The organism is Pseudomonas fragi, from assembly GCF_900105835.1.
GTDB lineage: Bacteria > Pseudomonadota > Gammaproteobacteria > Pseudomonadales > Pseudomonadaceae > Aquipseudomonas > Aquipseudomonas fragi.
The window spans coordinates 4,159,865-4,180,296 of sequence record NZ_LT629783.1 but is presented as its reverse complement, the minus strand read 5'-3'; the positions used below and the strand labels follow the sequence as shown (position 1 = coordinate 4,180,296).

21 protein-coding genes and 1 other RNA gene are annotated in these 20,432 nt (G+C 59.2%); 8 read left to right on the top strand and 14 right to left on the bottom strand.

The features are described 5' to 3' along the window. Nucleotides 1-160: 160 nt before the first annotated feature. Nucleotides 161-514, bottom strand: an RNA gene (gene rnpB / locus BLU25_RS19265) — RNase P RNA component class A. Between the two features lie 140 nt (nt 515-654). Then, nucleotides 655-1,509 (bottom strand): 16S rRNA (cytidine(1402)-2'-O)-methyltransferase, encoded by an 855-nt coding sequence (rsmI, locus tag BLU25_RS19260; protein ID WP_037000951.1) that lies wholly within the window; start codon nt 1,507-1,509, stop codon nt 655-657. Nucleotides 1,510-1,744: 235 nt separating this feature from the next. Here rsmI and BLU25_RS19255 point away from each other — a divergent pair, with 235 nt between their 5' ends. The 4 genes from BLU25_RS19255 (at nt 1,745) to BLU25_RS19240 (ending at nt 5,188) form a co-directional block, all read left to right on the top strand. Continuing rightward, nucleotides 1,745-3,517, top strand: coding sequence for a penicillin-binding protein activator (locus tag BLU25_RS19255; RefSeq protein ID WP_016779519.1), 1,773 nt, complete (start codon nt 1,745-1,747; stop codon nt 3,515-3,517). Next, complete coding sequence (locus tag BLU25_RS19250) at nt 3,517-3,882, top strand: YraN family protein (protein WP_016779518.1); 366 nt, start codon at nt 3,517-3,519, stop codon at nt 3,880-3,882. Before BLU25_RS19255 ends, BLU25_RS19250 begins: the two co-directional genes overlap by 1 nt. 134 nt (nt 3,883-4,016) lie before the next feature. Further along, nucleotides 4,017-4,610 carry a phosphoheptose isomerase gene (locus BLU25_RS19245; RefSeq protein ID WP_016779517.1) on the top strand — a complete coding sequence of 198 codons (594 nt, stop codon included), beginning with the start codon at nt 4,017-4,019 and terminating at the stop codon, nt 4,608-4,610. Further along, nucleotides 4,607-5,188 (top strand): BON domain-containing protein, encoded by a 582-nt coding sequence (locus BLU25_RS19240; RefSeq protein ID WP_016779516.1) that lies wholly within the window; start codon nt 4,607-4,609, stop codon nt 5,186-5,188. Before BLU25_RS19245 ends, BLU25_RS19240 begins: the two co-directional genes overlap by 4 nt. Before the next feature lie 54 nt (nt 5,189-5,242). Here the strand turns inward: BLU25_RS19240 and BLU25_RS19235 are convergent, their stop codons facing one another. The 7 genes from BLU25_RS19235 to rplM form a co-directional block, all read right to left on the bottom strand. Continuing rightward, the gene (locus BLU25_RS19235) at nt 5,243-5,656 is read right to left on the bottom strand and encodes a ClpXP protease specificity-enhancing factor (RefSeq protein WP_016779515.1); all 414 of its coding nucleotides are present in this window, start codon (nt 5,654-5,656) and stop codon (nt 5,243-5,245) included. Nucleotides 5,657-5,672: 16 nt separating this feature from the next. Further along, nucleotides 5,673-6,290 carry a glutathione S-transferase N-terminal domain-containing protein gene (locus BLU25_RS19230; protein WP_016779514.1) on the bottom strand — a complete coding sequence of 206 codons (618 nt, stop codon included), beginning with the start codon at nt 6,288-6,290 and terminating at the stop codon, nt 5,673-5,675. A 186-nt stretch (nt 6,291-6,476) separates the two neighbouring features. Beyond that, the gene (locus tag BLU25_RS19225; RefSeq protein WP_016779513.1) at nt 6,477-7,256 is read right to left on the bottom strand and encodes a cytochrome c1; all 780 of its coding nucleotides are present in this window, start codon (nt 7,254-7,256) and stop codon (nt 6,477-6,479) included. Next, a complete protein-coding gene (locus BLU25_RS19220) occupies nt 7,256-8,467 on the bottom strand; it encodes a cytochrome b (protein ID WP_016779512.1) in 1,212 nt (403 codons plus the stop codon). Before BLU25_RS19220 ends, BLU25_RS19225 begins: the two co-directional genes overlap by 1 nt. Continuing rightward, nucleotides 8,467-9,060 carry a ubiquinol-cytochrome c reductase iron-sulfur subunit gene (petA, locus tag BLU25_RS19215; RefSeq protein ID WP_083369776.1) on the bottom strand — a complete coding sequence of 198 codons (594 nt, stop codon included), beginning with the start codon at nt 9,058-9,060 and terminating at the stop codon, nt 8,467-8,469. Before petA ends, BLU25_RS19220 begins: the two co-directional genes overlap by 1 nt. A gap of 254 nt (nt 9,061-9,314) precedes the next feature. After that, nucleotides 9,315-9,707 (bottom strand): 30S ribosomal protein S9, encoded by a 393-nt coding sequence (rpsI, locus tag BLU25_RS19210; protein WP_003216038.1) that lies wholly within the window; start codon nt 9,705-9,707, stop codon nt 9,315-9,317. Nucleotides 9,708-9,721: 14 nt separating this feature from the next. Continuing rightward, nucleotides 9,722-10,150, bottom strand: a complete 429-nt coding sequence (gene rplM / locus BLU25_RS19205) for a 50S ribosomal protein L13 (RefSeq protein ID WP_007917032.1) — start codon at nt 10,148-10,150, stop codon at nt 9,722-9,724. Nucleotides 10,151-10,396: 246 nt separating this feature from the next. Between rplM and BLU25_RS19200 the strand changes: the two genes are divergently transcribed. The 3 genes from BLU25_RS19200 to BLU25_RS19190 all read left to right on the top strand — a co-directional run bounded on the left by BLU25_RS19200 (nt 10,397) and on the right by BLU25_RS19190 (nt 13,717). Next, nucleotides 10,397-11,437 (top strand): NADP(H)-dependent aldo-keto reductase, encoded by a 1,041-nt coding sequence (locus BLU25_RS19200; protein WP_016779510.1) that lies wholly within the window; start codon nt 10,397-10,399, stop codon nt 11,435-11,437. Nucleotides 11,438-11,620: 183 nt separating this feature from the next. Next, nucleotides 11,621-12,556 carry a GlxA family transcriptional regulator gene (locus BLU25_RS19195; RefSeq protein ID WP_169905546.1) on the top strand — a complete coding sequence of 312 codons (936 nt, stop codon included), beginning with the start codon at nt 11,621-11,623 and terminating at the stop codon, nt 12,554-12,556. 138 nt (nt 12,557-12,694) lie between these two features. Next, nucleotides 12,695-13,717 (top strand): asparaginase, encoded by a 1,023-nt coding sequence (locus BLU25_RS19190; protein WP_016779508.1) that lies wholly within the window; start codon nt 12,695-12,697, stop codon nt 13,715-13,717. Nucleotides 13,718-13,764: 47 nt separating this feature from the next. On the opposite strand, the gene zapE is transcribed toward BLU25_RS19190, so the two are convergent. The 3 genes from zapE to BLU25_RS19175 form a co-directional block, all read right to left on the bottom strand. Then, a complete protein-coding gene (zapE, locus tag BLU25_RS19185; protein WP_029611241.1) occupies nt 13,765-14,859 on the bottom strand; it encodes a cell division protein ZapE in 1,095 nt (364 codons plus the stop codon). A 91-nt stretch (nt 14,860-14,950) separates the two neighbouring features. Further along, nucleotides 14,951-16,306, bottom strand: coding sequence for a tryptophan--tRNA ligase (locus BLU25_RS19180; protein ID WP_016779506.1), 1,356 nt, complete (start codon nt 16,304-16,306; stop codon nt 14,951-14,953). Nucleotides 16,307-16,330: 24 nt separating this feature from the next. Further along, nucleotides 16,331-16,966: an alpha/beta hydrolase gene (locus tag BLU25_RS19175; protein ID WP_016779505.1), complete on the bottom strand. Its 636-nt coding sequence runs from the start codon at nt 16,964-16,966 to the stop codon at nt 16,331-16,333. A 139-nt stretch (nt 16,967-17,105) separates the two neighbouring features. Here BLU25_RS19175 and BLU25_RS19170 point away from each other — a divergent pair, with 139 nt between their 5' ends. After that, a complete protein-coding gene (locus BLU25_RS19170) occupies nt 17,106-17,540 on the top strand; it encodes a Z-ring associated ZapG family protein (RefSeq protein WP_016779504.1) in 435 nt (144 codons plus the stop codon). Nucleotides 17,541-17,755: 215 nt separating this feature from the next. Here the strand turns inward: BLU25_RS19170 and BLU25_RS19165 are convergent, their stop codons facing one another. Together BLU25_RS19165 and BLU25_RS19160 are read right to left on the bottom strand one after the other, a co-directional pair. Then, nucleotides 17,756-18,478, bottom strand: coding sequence for an OmpA family protein (locus tag BLU25_RS19165; RefSeq protein ID WP_016779503.1), 723 nt, complete (start codon nt 18,476-18,478; stop codon nt 17,756-17,758). 155 nt (nt 18,479-18,633) lie between these two features. Further along, nucleotides 18,634-20,391: a DUF1302 domain-containing protein gene (locus BLU25_RS19160; protein WP_016779502.1), complete on the bottom strand. Its 1,758-nt coding sequence runs from the start codon at nt 20,389-20,391 to the stop codon at nt 18,634-18,636. Nucleotides 20,392-20,432: the final 41 nt, after the last annotated feature.

Genomic DNA, 20,432 nt, shown 5'->3' with positions numbered 1-20,432 from the left:
GTGCTGCCAATTCAAAGCTCTAGACTTCAAACTTAAAGTAGTTTGTTAAGAGTAAGAACTTTTCGGCATTACGTCGGGAAATATTCTGACATTGAATAGCGGGGGATAAAGCGACTTCGAGTAAAGCAATCTGCCTGCAGGGCAAGCATAAGAGAAAAAGGTGGAGAGTCGATCTGTAAGCCGGGTTCTGTCGTGAACAGTCATTCGTCTACGATGGCCATCACTGGACATCTTTAGCAACCTACCCGGTCCCAGCGCGGGCCACGCCTTGGGACCCTATTTGGTCTTGCTCCAAGTGGGGTTTACCTAGCCACGAACTGTTGCCAGTCGTGCGGTGCGCTCTTACCGCACCTTTTCACCCTTACCGGCGCCGAAGCGCTTAGGCGGTTATTTTCTGTGGCACTTTCCGTAGGCTCACGCCTCCCAGGCATTACCTGGCACTTCGCCCTATGGAGCCCGGACTTTCCTCCCCCCCCTAATTTTCATAGAGGGCAGCGACTGTCCAATCGACTCTCCGGCGCGAAGATTAACTGTACAGAGCGTATAGAACAAGCGTTAAACGCCGCAAGGCAGGTTGATTTGCCTGAGTTGCGGCCTTTAGTCACGGGGTCAGCCCTGCAAAAATATCAAAAAGCCATCACTTGATATCAATCGTTACTCTGCTTTCTGCTTTTCAAGTGCAACTTGGTACAAGACGTTTTTGCGCTCACCGGTTATTTCAGCGGCAAGTGCAGCTGCACGCTTGAGTGGCATCTCTTTAAGCAACAAGTCGAGAATACGCATCGCTTCACTGCTGACCGCCTCTTCTGTTTCAGGCGCAGTCCAGCCGGCAACCAGAACCACGCACTCGCCGCGCTGCTGATTACTGTCATTTTCAACAAAAGCGCGCAACTCGGACAAAGGCAAGCCCTTGAGCGTCTCGAAGGTTTTGGTCAGCTCTCGCGCCAGCAATGCCGGACGCTCAGGCCCAAATACCAATTCAAGATCTTGCAGGCACTCAAGAATACGGTGCGGCGCCTCGTAAAAAATCAGCGTGCGCGGCTCTTCTTTAAGTAACTGCAGGCGCGAACGACGCCCGACGGCCTTGGCCGGCAGGAACCCCTCAAAGATAAAGCGATCCGAAGGCAGGCCTGCAGCCGACAAGGCGGCGATCAAGGCACAGGCACCCGGCACGGGCACAACCTTGACCCCGGCCGCCCGTGCCTGGCGCACAAGGTGATAACCCGGATCGGAAATCAGCGGCGTACCGGCATCAGAGATCAACGCCACATCTTCACCCGCCAGCAAACGCTGGATAAAACGGCTGCCCTCATCACGCTCGTTGTGCTCGTGACAGGCGCCCAGCGGCGTGGAAATACCAAAGTGCTGCATCAAGCGCAGGGAGTGGCGCGTGTCTTCGGCCGCAATCAGCGACACGTCACGCAATACCTTGAGCGCACGCGCACTGATGTCGTCCAGGTTACCGATGGGCGTGGCCACCACATAAAGTGAGCCAAGAACGGAATTCAAATCACCTGGAGCAGTCAAAACGCACACCTCATAAGAGTTAAAGGCGCCATTGTAGCGCGTAGAGCCCTCATGAACGCACCCACCCTGCAGGCCGCAAAACGCCAAGCGGGTAAACTTTTACTGCCACAACGTACAGAACGCATCTAAATTCAGGCTTTATTGCCGCTAACATCGCGCCCCGGCCAGTGCTTGGGTACACTTCCCAACTCATTTGATCGAGTATCAGGAACACTACATGATCGCTTGCCTGCGGCTGTTCACTGCCCTCTGCCTTGCTGCCCTGTTGGCGGCTTGCGCCAGCTCGCCCTCGTCCAGCCTTGGCGAACTTCCACGGACCCCGGATGCCAGCCTCGAGCAATTGCTCCAGCAGGCCGCCGAGAGCACCAACCCGGAAAAAGCCGCCCTGCTCCGCCTGTCGGCAGCCGATCTTGCCCAGCGCCAGCAAAACAATGCTCGCGCCGCGCAGATCCTGGCCATGGTCCCGCTGGACTCACTCAAGCCCGCCCAACAGGTCTTTGCCAACACCCTGGCAGCCGAGCTGGCGATGAGCCGCAATGACCCCAAGGCCGCAGTCGCTGCCCTGAACCATCCAAGCACGGCGATCCTGGCCGAGCTGCCAGTGGACCTGCAAGTGCGCACCCGCACTGTCCATGCCCGCGCCCTGGAGGCTGACGGCCAGGCCCTGGCCGCCGCCCGCGAACGCGCAGCGCTGAGCCCGAACCTGACCGGCGAAGCCGCCACCAGCAACAACGACGCTATCTGGGCGCTGGTGGCCAGCTTGCCGGTCGAGCAACTGCACAGCCAGAGCAATGATGTGTTGGGCGGCTGGATATCCCTGGCCCTGGCCGTAAAGAGCGCCGGCACCCTGCAAGACCAACAGAACGCCATTGACCAGTGGCGCGCGCAGAACCCGGCTCATCCGGCCGCCCTCCAGCTGCCGACACCGCTGATCAAGCTCAAGGAACTGGCCAGCCAGCCCCTGACCAAAATCGCCCTGCTGCTGCCACAGGACGGCCAGTTGGCCTCGGTGAGCAAGGCCCTGCGTGATGGTTTCATGGCTGCGCACTACCAGGCCCAACAAGCCGGGCAAAACCCGCCAAGCATTCAGTTCTATGACAGCTCACGCCTGACCTCCCTGGACGACTTCTACCGTCAGGCCCAGGCCGACGGCGTGCAACTGGTGGTGGGCCCGCTGGAGAAATCCCTGGTCAAGCAACTCAGCACCCGCCAGCAATTGCCGATCACCACCCTGGCCCTGAACTACAGCGAAGGCACACAAGGCCCGGCGCAACTGTTCCAGTTCGGTCTGGCGGCTGAAGACGAAGCCCGTGAAGTGGCGCGTCGCGCCCGGGCCGACGGCCTGACCCGCGCCGGCGCGATGGTGCCGGTCGGCGAATGGGGCGACCGCGTACTCAAGGCCTTCCGCCAGGAATGGGAAGCCCACGGCGGCACCCTTGTCGGCGTGGAGCATATCGACAAGCCTGTGGCCCTGGCCCAGCAAGTCGCCGATCTGGTGCAACTGCGCAAAAACGGCGGTTCGGCCGAGCCAACACGGCGCCAGGACATGCAGTTCCTGTTCCTCGCCGCCACCCCGCAGCAGGCTCAGCAGATCAAACCGACCCTGAACTACCAGTACGCTGGCGACCTGCCGGTTTACGCGACGTCCCATGTGTTCAGCGCCAGCGGCGACCAGAACCAGTACAACGACATGAACGGCATCCGTTTCTGCGAAACCCCCTGGCTGCTCGATCCGAGCAACCCGCTGCGCCAGCAAGTGACCGCACAATGGCCACAAGCCGGTGGCAGCCTGGGGCGCCTGTACGCGATGGGCATTGACGCCTACCGCCTGGCACCGAGCCTGGGCCAGCTCAAGGCCCTGCCCGACAGCCGGATTGACGGTATGTCCGGCAGCCTGAGCATGAGCCCGACACAGCGCGTGGAACGCCAGCTGCCGTGGGCCGAATTCACCAATGGCCAGCCCCAACGCTTGCCGGCTACGATCAACTGATGCACGAACGCTCAAGCCAGCAAGCTGGCAAGGATGCCGAGCGCCTGGCGCTGCGGCATCTTGAGCAACAGGGTTTGCGCCTGCTGGCGCAGAACTGGTCATGCAAGCGTGGCGAGCTGGATCTGGTCATGCTTGACGGCGATACAGTAGTATTCGTCGAAGTTCGTTACCGCCAACACGCGCAATGGGGTGGCGCACTGGCCAGCATTGATGCACGCAAGCGTCAAAAGCTGGTACTGGCCGCCCAGCACTTTTTGCAGCAACAAGCGCGCTGGGCCAATCACCCGTGCCGCTTTGACGTAGTGACAATGGACAGCACAACACCCCGATTGAACTGGCTACGGAATGCCTTTGACAGCCAGTAGCGCTGCCAGGCCGATTCCAGCACCCTTTTTTAACGATTTTGCTTTGCTTTGCGGGCTGCACATTCTTGTGCCGGGAAGTCACCCAGCAACACCTGGATCACGCCCGACCAGCCGCCCTACTTAAGGTCACATAGATGGACATGCAATCCCGGATCCGCCAGCTTTTTCAGGCCAGCATCGACACCAAGCAGCAGGCAATGGAAGTGCTCGCCCCCCATATCGAGCAAGCCAGCCAGGTGATGGTTAACGCCCTGCTCAACGAAGGCAAGATGCTCTCGTGCGGCAATGGCGGGTCGGCAGGCGACGCCCAGCACTTTTCATCCGAGCTGCTCAACCGCTTCGAACGCGAGCGCCCGAGCCTGCCTGCCATCGCACTGACCACCGACACGTCGACCATCACCTCGATCGCCAACGATTACAGCTTTAACGAGATCTTCTCCAAGCAGATCCGCGCCCTCGGCCAGCCCGGCGACGTGTTGCTGGCCATTTCCACCAGCGGCAACTCGGCCAACATCATCCAGGCGATCCAGGCGGCCCATGACCGCGAAATGATCGTGGTCGCCATGACTGGCCGCGACGGCGGCGGCATGGCCTCGCTGCTGCTGCCCGAGGATGTGGAAATCCGCGTTCCGTCCAATGTCACTGCACGTATTCAAGAAGTCCACCTGCTGGCGATCCACTGCTTGTGCGATCTGATCGACAGCCAACTGTTCGGGAGTGAAGAATGACTTTTAATCGCCTAGGCCTGGTAGCCCTGACCCTGTGTCTTGGTCTGACCGCCGGCTGCAGTTCGGTACTGACCGCCACCCGTGACAAGCCCATTGAGGATGATCGCGGCACCCGCACCTTCGGCAGCAAAATCGATGACTCCCTGATCGAAACCAAAGTTGCCGTGAACGTGGCCAAGGCCAACCCTGACCTGGACACCGGCTCGCACATTGTTGTCACCAGTTACAACGGCATCGTGCTGCTGGCCGGCCAGACTCCGCGCGCCGACCTCAAGGCCCAGGCCGAACAGGCCGCTGCTGCAGTGCAGCGGGTGAAGAAGGTCAACAACGAGCTGCAGGTCATGGCACCGTCGTCGATCCTGGCACGCAACAACGATGCCTGGCTGACCACCAAGATCAAGACCCAGATGCTGACCGACAGCGCCATTCCCGGCTCGCGCATCAAGGTGGTCACCGAGAACGGCATCGTCTACATGCTCGGCCTGGTCACCAAGCAGGAAGCCGCCCGTGCCACCAGCCTGGTACAGAGCGTTTCCGGGGTACAGAAAATCGTCAAACTCTTCGAGTACATCGACTGACAGCCCCCAACTGCCAGGCACAAAAAAGGCGACCTTTTCAGGTCGCCTTTTTTATTACTTCACCACTTTCAGGCTTGGTCGGCCTGTAGGGCGCGGCGGCTCTGAGCCTGGCGGCGGACCGTCATCATCCGGCTCAACCTCGTCATCAGCCTCCAGAGGCTCTTCCAGGTCGAACACCATGCCCTGGCCATTCTCACGGGCGTAAACGCCCAGGATTGCGGCAATAGGCACGTACAACGTGTGTGGCACACCACCAAAACGCCCTTCAAAGCTTACTGCTTCGTTGTCCATGTGCAATTGACGCACGGCGGTTGGCGAAACATTCAGGACAATCTGCCCGTCACTGGCAAAACCCGCAGGCACTTGCACCTTGGGGTAGTCAGAGTTAACCAGCATGTGCGGAGTGCAGTCGTTATCAACGATCCACTCATAGAGCGCACGCACCAGATAAGGTCGACTTGAATTCATCGAGGGCTCCTAAGCCTTAGCGCATGTCGCGTTCGACACCAGACAGACTCGCCTGGAAAGCCTCACGCGCAAATTGGCGCTCCATATAGTCGAGCAACGGCTTGGCTGGCCGCGGCAATTCAATACCCAAAACAGGCAAGCGCCAGAGTATCGGCAATAGGCAGCAGTCGACCAGACTTTGCTCATCACTGAGGAAAAAAGGTTTGTCGGCAAATAATGCAGAAACACCCGTCAGGCTTTCGCGCAGCTCCTTGCGGGCCTGCACACGCGCCGGCTCCTTGGTCCGCGAATCAAGGATCAGGTCAACCAGCGCACACCAGTCGCGCTGGATGCGATGGATCAGCAGGCGGCTATTGGCCCGCGCGACCGGGTAAACCGGCAGCAACGGCGGATGCGGGTAGCGCTCATCCAGATATTCCATCACCACGGTCGACTCCCACAACGCCAGGTCACGATCGACCAGGGTTGGCAGGCTGCCGTAGGGGTTCACTTCGATCAGCTTCGGCGGCTGACGGCCCGCCTCCACACTGATGATCTCGGCGCTGACACCTTTCTCTGCGAGCACAATGCGCACTCGGTGGGAATAGTGGTCGGCGGGGTCGGAGTAACAGGCCAACCGATTGGTCACGCCCATGGCGGTCCTCCTCGCTTGTTGAAATTATCGGGAGCAGAAAAACGAACGCGCCCAAGGAACGCCTCTGATAACCGCAACCCGGGTGGCAGGCAAGGTCATTGACCCCACCTGCCACCCGACCTGCACTGTTACCTTTTCAGAGACACCCTTGGGCGCGCACGATTAACAGCATTGCGTGTAACTATATCAGTGCACATCTTTCCAGTATTCGCGCTTGAGCAGATAAGCGAATACAAAGAGGAAGGCCAGGTAGATCAGCACGTAAGTACCGATGCGCTGATGCTCCAGCTTCACCGGGTTGGCCGAGTAGGCCAGGAAGGTCACAAGGTTCTTGATCTTCTCATCGAACTGCTCTTCTGTCAGGGCGCCGGTTTTTGGCAGCACTGTCAGCTGGTCGCACGCTTCATGGGTCAAAGGCGTGCCGGTGAGCGGATCATACTGCTTCTTGCCGTCTTCGACGATCTGAACTTGCTTGCAACCGATGACCTGACGACCTTGCAACGGTGCCAGCACGTTAGGCATGCCTACGTTCGGGAAGACCTTGTTGTTCACACCCCAGGGGCGCGACGGGTCTTCGTAGAAGGCACGCAGGTAGCTGTACAGCCAGTCGGTGCCGCGCACACGGGCTACCAGGGTCAGGTCCGGCGGTGCTGCACCGAACCAGGCCTTGGCATCGTTGGGCTGCATGCCGATCTTCATGTGATCGCCAATCTTGGCACCGGTGAACACCAGGTTATCAAGCATGACTTCATGGGGGATGCCCAGGTCGTCGGCTACGCGCTCGTAACGCTGGAACTTGGCACTGTGACAGCCCATGCAGTAGTTGGCGAATGTACGCGCGCCGTCCTGCAGGGCCGCCTTGTCAGAAACATCGATGTCGACCTTGTCGAGCTGCACACCCTGTTCTGCCGCAAAGGAGAACACAGGCATTACCGCGAGCATCAATACAGCAAATAGCTTTTTCATCAGCCAGTCACCCTTTCCGGAACCGGTTTGGTCTTCTCAAGCCTGGTGTAGAACGGCATCAGAATGAAGTAGGCGAAGTACAGGAACGTACACACCTGCGACAGCAGCGTGCGGCCCGGGGTCGGTGCCAATACACCCAACACGCCCAGGATCACGAAGGAGATGCAGAACACCCACAGCCATACCTTGCTCATCCAGCCCTTGTAGCGCATGGATTTGACCGGGCTGCGGTCAAGCCACGGCAACACGAACAGCACGGCAATCGCGGCGCCCATGGCAATGACGCCAAGCAGCTTGTCCGGGATGGCCCGCAGGATCGCGTAGAACGGCGTGAAGTACCAGACAGGGGCAATGTGCTCCGGCGTCTTGAAGGCGTTAGCCTGTTCAAAGTTCGGTTTTTCCAGGAAGTAACCACCCATTTCCGGGAAGAAGAACACAATCGAGCAGAAGATAAACAGGAACACCACCACGCCGACAATGTCTTTGACGGTGTAGTACGGGTGGAACGGAATGCCGTCCAGCGGTATGCCGTTTTCGTCCTTGTGCTTCTTGATGTCCACGCCGTCAGGGTTGTTGGAGCCGACTTCGTGCAGGGCCAGAATGTGCAGCACCACCAGACCCAGGATCACGATAGGCAAGGCCACGACGTGAAGGGCAAAGAAGCGGTTCAGGGTAATCCCGGAGATCAGGTAGTCACCGCGAATCCACTGGGTCAGATCGTTACCGATCACCGGAATTGCACCGAACAGCGAAATGATCACCTGGGCGCCCCAGTAGGACATTTGCCCCCAAGGCAGCAGGTAACCCATAAAGGCTTCAGCCATCAGGGCCAGGTAGATCATCATGCCGAACAGCCAGACCAGCTCGCGGGGCTTCTGGTACGAGCCATAGAGCAGGCCACGGAACATGTGCAGGTAAACGACGATAAAGAACGCCGATGCACCGGTAGAGTGCAGCAAGCGCAGAATTGAGCCGTATTCGACGTCACGCATGATGTATTCGACAGAAGCAAAGGCTTCTTCAGCCGACGGCGTGTAGCTCATGGTCAGCCACACACCGGTCACGATCTGGTTAACCAGAACGAGCAATGCGAGAGAACCAAAGAAATAGAAGAAGTTGAAGTTCTTCGGGGCGTAGTACTTGCTGAGGTGGTCTTCCCACATCTTGGTGGCGGGGAAGCGGGCATCTACCCAATCCATGAACTTGCTCATTACGCGTTCTCCCCATCGAGGCCAACGACAACAATGTTGTCCGTCTCATAGTAGTAGGGCGGTACTGGCAGGTTCAGCGGGGCTGGTTGGGCCTTGTAGACGCGGCCGGCCAGATCATAGTGCGAACCATGACAAGGGCAGAAATAGCCACCGACCCAGTCCTTGCCAAGATCTACAGGCGCGACCTCGGGACGGAATGTAGGCGAGCAACCCAAGTGGGTGCAAATACCGATCAACAACAGAATCTCTGGCTTGATCGACCGCAACTCGGGGTTCACATAAGCTGGCTGATCAGATTGCTTGGAGTCCGGGTCAGCGAGCTGCCCTTCAATCTTCTTCAGGTTTGCCAGGATCTCCTCGGTGCGACGTACGATGAATACCGGCTGACCACGCCACTCAGCAATCATTTGCTGACCTGGCTCAACCTTTGCAATATTCACTTTCACCGGTGCGCCAGCGGCTTTCGCCTTGGCACTGGGAAACCACGACCCCACGAACGGGACCGCCGCCCCCACCGCTCCTGCAGCACCCACCACGGATGTGGCTGCTACGAGGAAGCGACGCCGGCCGACATTTACGCCGTCATTGCTCATTCAGTCCTCTCCCATCAGCTTTGTGGCCTGTTAAATCAGGCATCTACTAAATATGCATCTATTACTTATAAAAATTTTGCAGAATGGTAATGAAAAGCCCCTAGTCTTACAAGGTAATTACCGCTCTGGGGCGGCTACAGGCCTTGTAGTATAGGCGTTTGCTGGATGTGGCAAGTTGTCACACCGTTAAATCATCGCCCATAAAAAAAGCCCAGCTCCGAAGGAGACTGGGCTTTTTTGAACGAAGCTGCGAATTAACGCTTCGAGTACTGCGGACGCTTACGCGCTTTACGCAGACCGACTTTCTTACGTTCAACTTCACGAGCATCGCGAGTAACGAAGCCAGCTTTGCGCAGAGCGCCACGCAGGGTTTCGTCATACTGCATCAGTGCGCGAGTGATACCGTGGCGGATTGCGCCAGCTTGACCACTTACACCACCACCGATCACGGTGACGTAGATGTCGAATTTCTCGACAGTCTCAGTCAGTTCCAACGGCTGACGAACTACCATGCGGGCAGTTTCGCGACCGAAGAAATTCTCCAGAGTGCGGTTGTTGATGGAGATGTTACCGGTACCCGGACGCAGGAAAACGCGAGCGGTTGCGGTTTTACGACGGCCAGTGCCGTAGTTTTGAGTCGCCGACATAATGAACTATTCCGTTAAAACTTCAGTTCTTGGGGCTGCTGAGCAGTATGAGGGTGAGCAGCGCCCGCATAGACTTTCAGCTTACGGTACATGTCGCGACCCAGTGGGTTTTTAGGCAGCATGCCTTTAACCGCGGTCTCGATCACGCGCTCAGGAGCTTTGGCGATCAGCTTTTCGAAGTTGATCGACTTAATCCCGCCCGGGAAACCGGAGTGAGAGTAGTACATCTTGTCAGTGGTTTTAGCACCAGTAACACGGATTTGCTCAGCGTTGATAACAACGATGTAGTCACCGGTGTCAACGTGCGGAGTGTATTCCGGCTTGTGCTTGCCACGCAGACGGCTCGCGATCTCGGTGGCCAGACGACCCAGGGTCTGACCAGCAGCGTCGACGACAAACCAGTCGCGCTTTACTGTTTCTGGTTTAGCAGTAAAAGTTTTCATTCTTTATAGCCTCAGGGGCCGCCCTGTAAATTAGACGGCGGATCTTACTGAATAGTGCGTACTTTGACAAGTCAAAGGCAGCCGGATACAGACGCTATCGGGGGCTCGGGTCAGCGCGTCCGTTCAACGGCAAGATTCTTCGGCAGGCGGCGCATCACTTCCACTGCAGAAAGAGGTGGGCAATTATCCAGATTGCGCAAAAAATTACAACCTGCTTTTATGTTTGTTTACCCGAAGGAGCACCCGATGGACTACCGAAAGCTTGGCCGCACCGACCTGAACGTAAGCGCAATCGCCCTCGGGACCATGACCTGGGGCGAGCAGAACACCCAGGCTGAAGCCTTCGAGCAGATCGCTTACGCCAAAGATGCCGGCATCAATTTTATCGATACTGCCGAAATGTACCCGGTACCGCCCAAGGCCGAAACCTACGCCACTACCGAGCGCTATATCGGCAACTGGTTCAAGGAGCGCGGTGATCGCGCCGACTGGATCCTGGCCAGCAAGATCGCCGGCCCCGGCAACGGTATCGACTACATCCGTGACGGCAACCTCAAGCACAACCGCACCCATATCGTGCAAGCCCTGGACGCCAGCCTCAAGCGCCTGCAAACCGACTGGATCGACCTCTACCAGTTGCACTGGCCGGAGCGCAGCACCAACTTCTTCGGCCAATTGGGCTACAGCCACAACGCCGACGAAGCCTTTACCCCGCTGGAAGACACCCTCGAAGCGCTCGACGAGCAGGTCAGGGCCGGCAAGATCCGCCATATCGGCCTGTCCAACGAAACGCCGTGGGCCACCATGAAGTTCCTGCAACTGGCCGAAAGCCGCGGCTGGCCACGCGCCGTATCGATCCAGAACCCCTACAGCCTGCTCAACCGCAGCTTTGAAGTGGGCCTGGCGGAGATCGCCATTCGCGAACAATGCGGCCTGCTCGCCTACTCGCCCCTGGCGTTCGGCATGCTCACTGGCAAGTACAGTGGCGGCGCCCAACCGCCAAAAGGCCGCCTGAGCCTCTACAGCCGCTTCTCGCGCTATTCAAACCCGCAGGCCGTGGCTGCCAGCGAGCGCTATGTGGCCCTGGCCCGCGAACATGGCCTGGACCCGGCGCAAATGGCCCTGGCTTTCGTTACCCGCCAACCGTTCGTTACCAGCAATATCATTGGCGCCACGACGATGGAGCAACTCAAAAGCAATATTGCCAGCCACGACCTGAAGCTGTCGGATGACGTGCTGGCGGGCATTGAAGCGATCCACAAGGACCAGCCAAACCCGGCACCTTGACCCACCGCCCCCACAAAAGCAGCAACCTCTGGACACACAGGAAAAAACATAAGACGATCCAGCCGCAAGTTGACCAATTTCACCTATAAGAATAATCAAAATATGTCTATGTCTAATCAACTCTCCACGCCCCTGCGGCGTGTCAGTATTTTGGCCATCGATCGGGTGTTCGCCTCGACCCTGATGCATGCCAAGGACTTCTTTCACCTCGCCAGCCTGCGTCACGGCAAGCAACTGGGCCAAGGCCTGACCCCCACCTTCGAAACCCGCCTGGTGAGCCCCGACGGCAAGTCGGCCACCAGCTTCAGCGACGTGGTTCTCCCCGTGGACGGCGCCCTGGAGGACACTGACATCATCATCCTCCCGGCCTTCGGTGATGACTTCGACACCCTCTGCCAGCGCTACCCGCAAGTAGTGCCCTGGCTGCGCGAACAACATGCCCGCGGTGCCGTGCTGTGCGCCGAGGCCACCGGGGTATTCTGGCTCGCCGAAGCCGGGCTGCTCGACGGCAAGGAGGCCACAACCTACTGGCGTTTTTTCGATACCTTCGCCCGTCGCTACCCCCAGGTACACCTCAACCAGGACAAGCACCTCACCGACGCCGACAACCTCTACTGCGCCGGCGGGCCGACCTCGGCCTGCGACCTCTATATCTACATGATCGAGCGTTTTTGCGGCGCCAACATCGCCCAGGCCGTGGCCCGCGACATCCTTTACGAGGTGCAGCGCAACTACACCCCGGGGCGCATCGGCTTTGGCGGCCAGAAGCTGCACCAGGACGTGATCATCCTGCAAATCCAGCACTGGCTCGAAGAGCACTTCGCCGACAAGTTCCGCTTCGAAGACGTCGCCCGCGATCACGGCATGAGCATCCGCAACTTTATGCGCCGCTTTCAACTGGCCACCGGCGACAAGCCCCTGCACTACCTGCAGCGCCTGCGCATAGAAACCGCCAAAGGCCTGCTCTCGGCCACCCGCAAAAGCATCAAGACCATCAGCTACGACGTAGGCTATGACGACGCCAGCTTCTTCGCGCGACTGTTTCGCCAACATACCGAGCTGTCGCCAAACCAGTATCGTCAACAGTTCCTGCACGCAGGTGTAAATCAGGTCGCTTAAAAACTAAGCGATGGACTACACACCAAGCAGAACAGTCTGATTTCTCCGCTCGCCCGAAAAGCCTCTGATAAAAAACGCCCTCAACAGGGGGCCCCCACAAGAAGAGGCTTTACCGGCCCTGCGGCGGAGGTACACAGCATGGCGCACAAACTCAACCACCACACCCTGCCCATACTCTCCATCGGCGCCCTGGGGGGCACCGTGAGTATGCGTGCAACACAATCCGGCACGGGGGCCACCCCTGCACTCACTGGCGAAGCGCTGCTTGAGGGCATTTCGCAACTGCATGAAGGGCTGGACGTGCGCGTCGACACCCTGTGCCTGATACCGAGCGCATCCCTGGACTTCAACCTGATGCTTGAAGTGCTGATCTGGGCCCAGGAGCAAGTGAAGCTGGGGGTGCAAGGCGTCGTCATTACCCAAGGCACCGATACCCTGGAGGAAACCGCGTTTTTCCTTGATCTGCTGTGGAATATCGATGTGTCACTGGTGTTGACCGGGGCCATGCGCCCCAGCGATCGACCCAGTGCTGACGGCCCCGCCAATCTGCTCGATGCCGCCAGGGTGGCCCTGGATACACAAAGCCGCAAGCGCGGCGTTCTGGTGGTCATGAACGAGCAGATTCACCAGGCCCTGCATGTGCGTAAAACCTCATCGATGGCTCTGGAAGCCTTCAGCTCACCCCTGTTCGGCCCCGTGGGGCTGATGATCGAAAACCGGGTCTGCTATCTGCGAAAAACTGGCGCACGCACCGTTCTGCCCATGCCCCGCTCCATTCATCACCGGGTGGCCCTGCTGCCCACCACCCTGGCAGCCGACACGGTGTTGCTGGAGCACATACTGGCCTTGGGATATGACGCATTGGTGGTCAGCGCTTTCGGCGGTGGCCATGTCAGTGTCGACTGGGTGGACCTGATCGACCAGATCACCACCGAAATTCCGGTACTGGTGGCAAGCCGCACAGGCTCAGGCCCAACCGCCGAAGCGTGCTACGGGTTTATCGGCAGCGAGATGGACCTGATCGACCGCGGGGCGGTGATGTGCGGGTTTCTGTGCCCGTACAAGGCGCGCATCCTGATATGGCTGTTGATCGGCGCAGGCATGGGCCGCGAAGTTGCCAAACATGTGCAGCGCCTGGGGTTCAAGGCTGCCGAAGCCTAGAAGCGAGCGCGCAAAAAAAAGGCCTGCAGTGCAGGCCTTTTTCTCGACTAGGGTTTGTGCGCCCGCGTCAGGTATTCGTGAGACTGCATTTCCAGCAAACGGCTGAGGGTACGCTGGAACTCGAAGTTCAAGCGCCCGCCCTTGTACAGGTCTTTAAGCTCAACTTCAGCCGAGATGATCAGCTTGACGTTGCGGTCGTAAAACTCATCGACCATGTTGATAAAGCGCCGGGCGATATCGTCCGTTTTCACTTCCATCTGCTCGACACCGCTAAGGATCACGGCGTTGAAGATCTTGCCAAGCTCGATGTAGTCATTCTGGCTGCGCGGGCCGTCGCACAACTCGCGGAACTCGAACCAGGCCACATCATCACAGGTGCGCAAGGCGCGGATGGTGCGGTTTTCGATGATCAGATCATCGTTTTCGATCGCCCTGTTGGAGTTATGCGTCAGCGCCTTGAAGCTCTCACGCAGGCTCTTCTCGGACTCTTCGTTGAGCGGGAAGTGAAACAGTTCGGCCTGCTCGAGGTGACGCAAGCGATAGTCGACGCCGCTGTCGACGTTGACGATTTCGGTGTTCTGCTTGATCAGGGCAATGGCGGGCAAGAAGCGCGCACGCTGCAGGCCGTCCTTGTACAGACCGTCCGGCACGATGTTCGACGTGGCCACCAGGGTGACGCCGTTTTTGAACAGCTCTTCCATCAGGGTGCCGAGAATCATGGCGTCGGTAATATCCGACACAAAGAATTCGTCAAAGCAGATCACCCGCGCTTCATCGGAGAAGCGCTTGGCGATGATGGTCAGCGGGTTCTTTTCGCCATTGAGGGTGCGCATTTCTTCGTGCACGCGCTTCATGAAGCGGTGGAAGTGGGTACGCACCTTTTCCTTGAACGGCAGGGCGTCAAAGAACGTATCGACCAGATAAGTCTTGCCACGGCCTACGCCGCCCCAGAAGTAAAGGCCCTTGACCGGGGTCAGCTCCTTTTTGCCGAACAGCTTGCCAAACAGGCCGGGCTTGCTCTGCGAGGAAGCGACCAGGTCGTCGTACAGACGCTGCAAATGGCGCACAGCGTTTTCCTGCGCGGCATCGTGGAAGAAGTCCGGGCGTTTCAGATCTGCTTGATATCGTTCTAGAGGCGTCATAATTCGTTAGCAAGGCAACAAAAACGGGCCGACACTGTAGCGACGACCCTTGGGAATGGCAATCAAACCTGAGACGAAACGTCGCAGTTTCTCAGTCTTGCACTGGCACCAGGGCCAGGCGCAAGGCTTCGATCGCCGCATCACGCGCCGCACTGTCGGCAAAAGCCGGGCTGTCGGCCACACAGGCGTCGCCCAGCCAGACGCTGAAGCTCAGCGCGTCGCTGCGCACATCCAGCGGCTCACCGGCTTGCAGCTGCTTGGTCACCTGCCCCGCCGTCTTGCCATCGGCAAAACTGCGCGACAACAGCAATTGCTCGCCATCGGCCGCCAGCAGGCGGAAGCGGAAACTGCCGTCTTCGTCACGGAAGCTGACAAAACGCGGGCCCTTCACGGCTTTTTTCTTGCTGGTGGAGGCAGTTTGCGCAGCGCTGACAAACGAACGCAGGCCAACCGCTTCGCACAACTGGGTAAGGAAAGGTGCCGCGATCTTGCGGGCTTTTTGCGCGCCTGCCAGCAGGATGTCTTCCATATCATCAGGACGCGACATCAAGTTGTGGTAACGCTCGCGGGACTCGCCCAGCTCGGCGTCCAGCAACTTGAACAGACGCTCCTTGGCCTCACCCCAGCCCAGGCCCTGCAGCAGTTCGCTGCGGAACTCGGCCGCCTGCACGGGCGTCGAGAACGCCTGATAGAGGGTGAACAGGTGCGAGTTGTCCGGGTCTTTGGCTTCGCCCGGCGCACGGGAGTCGGTGACGATGCGCGAAATCGCGCTTTTCATGTCCTTGGCGCTGCTGAACAACGGGATGGTGTTGTCATAGCTCTTGGACATCTTGCGACCGTCGAGGCCCGGCAAGGTGGCCACGCTTTCTTCGATCAGCGCTTCGGGCATGGCGAAAAACTCTTTGCCATTGCCGAACAGGTGGTTGAAGCGCTGGCCAATGTCGCGGGCCATTTCAACGTGCTGGATCTGGTCACGACCCACCGGCACCTTGTTGGCGTTGAACATCAGGATGTCCGCGGCCATCAGCACCGGGTAGCTGTACAGGCCCATGGTGATACCTGCATCCGGGTCTTCGCCGTTTTCCAGGTTCTTGTCCACCGAAGCCTTGTAGGCATGGGCGCGGTTAAGCAGGCCCTTGGCCGCCACGCAGGTCAGCAGCCAGGTCAGCTCGGGGATTTCCGGGATATCGGACTGGCGGTAGAAGGTCACACGCTCCACATCCAGGCCGGCGGCCAGCCAGGTCGCGGCGATTTCCTGACGCGAGCGCTGAATGCGCAGCGGGTCATCGCACTTGATCAGGGCATGGTAGTCGGCCAGGAAGTAAAACGAATCGGCATTGGGGTCGCGGCTGGCCACGATCGCAGGGCGGATGGCCCCGGCGTAGTTGCCCAGGTGCGGCGTACCGGTGGTGGTGATGCCGGTGAGGATACGAGTACGAGAGGTCATGGGTAATCGCTTATCAGGCTGCAATCAATTCGAAAGGCGTGGCGCTACCAACTCTTTGAGCTCGGGCAGCTTGCCGTGAAAAAAGTGTCCGCATTCTGCCACTTTCAGCAGCTCATGGGGGCGCGACAGCTCGTTTGACCAGTTATAGACCAGCTGCGGGTCGATCACTTCGTCGGTTTCGGGCTGGATAACCGTGATCGGGCAGTTGTGGGGCAAAGGGTCTTCGTCACGCAAGCGCATCACTGCCGGCGCCACCATAAACAGCCGCGACAGCTGCTCGCCTTCAGCTTCGAGCCGGCCACCCAGGCTGGCAGCAACAAAACCGCCGAACGAAAAACCGAGCAGGGTGATCGGCAAGTCAGGGTGTTTGCCACGCAACCAGCGAGCGGCGGCCAACGCATCGTCCACTTCACCGCTGCCCATGTCGTGGCTGCCTTCACTGGCGCCGGTGCCACGGTAATTAAATCGCAAGGTAACCAGGCCAGCATCACGGGCAGTGCGCTGCAGGGTCGAAACCACTTTATTCATCATGGTGCCGCCCTGTACCGGATTGGGGTGGCACAGCAGCGCAAGGCCCTTTGGCTCAGCAGAATCAAGGTAGAGGGCTTCGAGCTGGCCGACCGGGCCAGCAATTACTACGGGGGTTTCGCGGGTAAGCAAGAGGGAACTCCGTGACCTCAGATTGGGTCGACTCGTCTAGCTGATAGATTCTGTCTGACATATTTGCGAGTGCATCGCGGTATACAGCGCAGGTCCGAGCCGTTAACGTAAAGCAAAGCCGTTTATAGAGGAAGGACTCGTGGAACACTCGCTCTTGATTTGGTTGTTGCCGACTCTCGCCCTGGTTGCCGGTGTCGCCATTGGTTTTCTGGTTGCTCGTCTGCTGCCCAATGCCGTGCCTAACCGCACGCAGCGTCAGCTGGACGACATCCAGGAACGTTTTGACAGTTACCAAAGTGAAGTGGTTACCCACTTCAATACCACCGCCAACCTGGTGAAGAAACTCACTCAGAGCTATCAGGACGTGCAAGAACACCTCGCCGAGGGCGCCAACCGTTTGGCCCTGGACGAGCAGACTCGCCAACGCCTGCTGGCAGCCCTGCACCCGGATGTGCCACAACCGCATCGCGAGCGCATCACCCCGCCGCACAGCACCGAGCCGCCTTTGGACTACGCGCCAAAGAGCCCCAACGGCCCGGGCATGCTCGATGAGCATTACGGCCTGAAGAAGTAAAAACTGCGCACAACAAAAAGCCCCGCTATCTGCAAGGATCGCGGGGCTTTTTGTTGTGTGTCTTGCGCCCACCCGTAGCAGCTGCCGCAGGCTGCGTTCGACGACAAAGTCGTCGCAAGATCAGCCGTCACCGTGTATCAGGCAAACCCCGCACCCAGGGTTTGCGACTGCTGCGCAGCCGGACGCAGCCTTCGGCAGCTGCTACGAGGTACTGATCAAGGGTACTGCTGCACCTGACCCGGCTGCTGGTACTGCATGCCCGGGATTGGTGCCAGGGTCACCTGCACGCGACGGTTCTGCGCGCGACCATCTGCGGTGGCGTTGCTGGCAATCGGATCAGCCGGGCCCATGCCTTTGACCGACAGGTACTGGCCGCTGACCCCTTGAGACGTCAGGTAGGTCGCTACGCTTTGCGCACGCTGCTGCGAGAGCTGCATGTTGTAGTTGTAGTTACCGGTGCTGTCGGTGTAACCCACGATCTGGATCAGGTTCTGGTTGTTGAACTGCTTCAACGAGTTGGCCAGGTTGTTCAGCGGCTGATAGAAGCTTGGGGCAATGTTGGCCGAGTTGGTGGCGAAGGTAATGTTGCCCGGCATCACCAGGGTGATGTTGTCGCCCTGGCGCTGAACTTCAACGCCCGTGTTGGCCATGCTCGCACGCAGGGCTGCTTCCTGCTTGTCGGCGTAATAGCCATAACCCGCAGCCCCCAGGCCCGCTACAGCAGCGCCGATCAACGCGCCTTTGCCACGGTTGTTATGGTCGATGGCAGCACCCGCCACAGCACCAGCCAGAGCCCCCAGGCCACCGTAGGTGGCGGTCTTGCTCAAGCCCGTGCCGGAAGACGCCTGGCCCTGGTTGTCATACGGGTTGGGCGTAGCGCAGCCGGCCAGCAAGGCAACCGCACTTGCAGCAACAATCAAACGACGCGAAATGAACATGGTGAAGCTCCTGATCAATCTTTCTGGGGGCAAAGGCCATAGGCATTAGACCTTTATAGGCGTTGGAACACGACCAACGGTAAAAATTCCTTTGATCGATAACATTTGCACTGCACCAACAATAGTCGCCCGATCGTCTGCCCACAAATCCTGATTCAGAACTTCACCCCCGCCGTCAGCGCCATGAAATCGCGATCACTGAGGGTGTTATAGCGCCCGCCAAAAAAGTTGGTGTATGACAGGCTGGCGGTGTAAGTATTTTGGTACTCACCGTCCAGGCCCAGGCTGATGGCCTTGCGGCCCTCCTCGAAGCTGGCGTCAGGCCCCGGCGAGTAGCCGCTGACGTCATGGGACCAGCCCAGGTTGGGCTTGAGGTTCACCCCGGGCAGCACGCTGTTGTATTGCCACACCGCCCGGCCACGGTAGCCCCAGGAAGTGGCCGTGGTGAAGCCGTCAGTGCCTGCGGAGCCAAACACCGGGTCACGCCCGTAGCGCAGCCCGGACGGGCTATCCAGGCCAGCCACATGTGTCACCCCCACTTCGCCGGTGACCGTCAGACGATCGGCACCCATCGCGTTATCGAACACATGACTCAGGGAGGTCTGAAACTGAGTGACTTCCTTGCGCCGATAACCCTGCACATCCGCGCCAGGCGTAACGGTCAGTGGCGATGCATCGGCAAGGCCGGGCAACAACGTGACATTGGCGTACAACAGGTCGTTGCTGTTGAGTTGTACCGGGGCATTGGGCCGGTAGCTCAACTCGCCCTTCCAGGCCGTGCCTGTGGATAACGTGGTGGCAAAACTCACACCGTACAGGCGGATATCTTCGGGGTACTCGACGTAATAGCTGGAGTTGCCGGCGACGATCATCGGCGCCAGCCCACCCGCGCCTGCCGCCGCGTTGTAGGCCGATTGCGCTGCGGCGCCGGCGCTGAGGATCGGGTCGCGGCTGTGGTAATTCATGAAATAGGCGCCGAACTCGGTGTCCAGCGGCTCGAACATATAGTGCATGGCCACGCCAAATTGCCCGCTGTTGCGCGCATTGCGGTTGGCGCCACGGCGCACCAGCACGCCCTCCTCGTTCACCTCTGCACCCGCCGAGGTGAGCGCCGCCAGGTCGGCAACATCCAGGGCCGAGCGCTTGCTCATCACCCGGTAGTTGCCGCTGCAGCCGTCGGCAATCACGTCAGACTGAGAGAAGAATGTGCCGCAGTTGTCCGCCTCGGAAGGTTCCCAGTCCAGCTGGTAGAAGGCGTCGGCCGAGAGGTTGTCGGTGAGGTTTTGCGACACATAGAACAGATTGACCGGCACCAGACCGTCTTTGTATTCCGTGCCCGGCCGACGATAGGCCGCGGGGTCGGTGGGATTGATGGCATTGATGCCGCCGCCGATAAACACACCCTCACCCCAGCTGACCACCTGCTTGCCCAGGCGTACCGCGCCGGGTTGATCGGCAATGGCGTAGTTGTGATACACGAATGCATCGAGCAGTTGCGCGCCGGCCGATTGCGCACTGGCCCGGCGACCACTGTCACTGATGGCCTTGAAGGGGCGGCTGTCGTCCTGCAGCTCGAAGTCGTACCAGTATTTGCCGCGCACATACAGGCCGCTGTCGCCGTACTTGAGCTCCAGGGCGTGCATGCCGGTGAAGATTTTCGAGAAGGTCTCGCCGCGCTTGAAATTGAGACGGCCATCATCGGAAATCTGCGACTGGCCCGTTCCGCCGTTATTGGCGCCGATCAGCTTGCTGTCGGCCCTGGCGGTGGACCAGCTGGCGCCAATGGACAACTCGGAATCGATCTGCCCCTCGACCGGGCCGACATTGAAGCTCACGCCCCAGGCGGACGTCGACGCGAGGCTGACTGCCAGCGCCAGCTTGGCGTGGCGCCAGGACCGGTGGACTGAGGACATCGATACTTCTCCGTGGGCACACTGCGATAGGCCCGCAAGGA

What these genes read in the sequence shown, in the direction of transcription:
- BLU25_RS19225 (WP_016779513.1), bottom strand. Translation starts at nt 7,256, where the DNA reads ATGAAAAAGCTATTTGCTGTATTGATGCTCGCGGTAATGCCTGTGTTC.
- rplM (WP_007917032.1), bottom strand. Translation starts at nt 10,150, where the DNA reads ATGAAAACTTTTACTGCTAAACCAGAAACAGTAAAGCGCGACTGGTTT.
- BLU25_RS19220 (WP_016779512.1), bottom strand. Translation starts at nt 8,467, where the DNA reads ATGAGCAAGTTCATGGATTGGGTAGATGCCCGCTTCCCCGCCACCAAG.
- zapE (WP_029611241.1), bottom strand. Translation starts at nt 14,859, where the DNA reads ATGACGCCTCTAGAACGATATCAAGCAGATCTGAAACGCCCGGACTTC.
- BLU25_RS19240 (WP_016779516.1), top strand. Translation starts at nt 4,607, where the DNA reads ATGACTTTTAATCGCCTAGGCCTGGTAGCCCTGACCCTGTGTCTTGGT.
- BLU25_RS19230 (WP_016779514.1), bottom strand. Translation starts at nt 6,290, where the DNA reads ATGGGCGTGACCAATCGGTTGGCCTGTTACTCCGACCCCGCCGACCAC.
- BLU25_RS19255 (WP_016779519.1), top strand. Translation starts at nt 1,745, where the DNA reads ATGATCGCTTGCCTGCGGCTGTTCACTGCCCTCTGCCTTGCTGCCCTG.
- BLU25_RS19165 (WP_016779503.1), bottom strand. Translation starts at nt 18,478, where the DNA reads ATGTTCATTTCGCGTCGTTTGATTGTTGCTGCAAGTGCGGTTGCCTTG.
- BLU25_RS19250 (WP_016779518.1), top strand. Translation starts at nt 3,517, where the DNA reads ATGCACGAACGCTCAAGCCAGCAAGCTGGCAAGGATGCCGAGCGCCTG.
- BLU25_RS19160 (WP_016779502.1), bottom strand. Translation starts at nt 20,391, where the DNA reads ATGTCCTCAGTCCACCGGTCCTGGCGCCACGCCAAGCTGGCGCTGGCA.
- BLU25_RS19245 (WP_016779517.1), top strand. Translation starts at nt 4,017, where the DNA reads ATGGACATGCAATCCCGGATCCGCCAGCTTTTTCAGGCCAGCATCGAC.
- BLU25_RS19180 (WP_016779506.1), bottom strand. Translation starts at nt 16,306, where the DNA reads ATGACCTCTCGTACTCGTATCCTCACCGGCATCACCACCACCGGTACG.
- rpsI (WP_003216038.1), bottom strand. Translation starts at nt 9,707, where the DNA reads ATGTCGGCGACTCAAAACTACGGCACTGGCCGTCGTAAAACCGCAACC.
- BLU25_RS19190 (WP_016779508.1), top strand. Translation starts at nt 12,695, where the DNA reads ATGGCGCACAAACTCAACCACCACACCCTGCCCATACTCTCCATCGGC.
- petA (WP_083369776.1), bottom strand. Translation starts at nt 9,060, where the DNA reads ATGAGCAATGACGGCGTAAATGTCGGCCGGCGTCGCTTCCTCGTAGCA.
- BLU25_RS19235 (WP_016779515.1), bottom strand. Translation starts at nt 5,656, where the DNA reads ATGAATTCAAGTCGACCTTATCTGGTGCGTGCGCTCTATGAGTGGATC.
- BLU25_RS19195 (WP_169905546.1), top strand. Translation starts at nt 11,621, where the DNA reads ATGCATGCCAAGGACTTCTTTCACCTCGCCAGCCTGCGTCACGGCAAG.
- BLU25_RS19200 (WP_016779510.1), top strand. Translation starts at nt 10,397, where the DNA reads ATGGACTACCGAAAGCTTGGCCGCACCGACCTGAACGTAAGCGCAATC.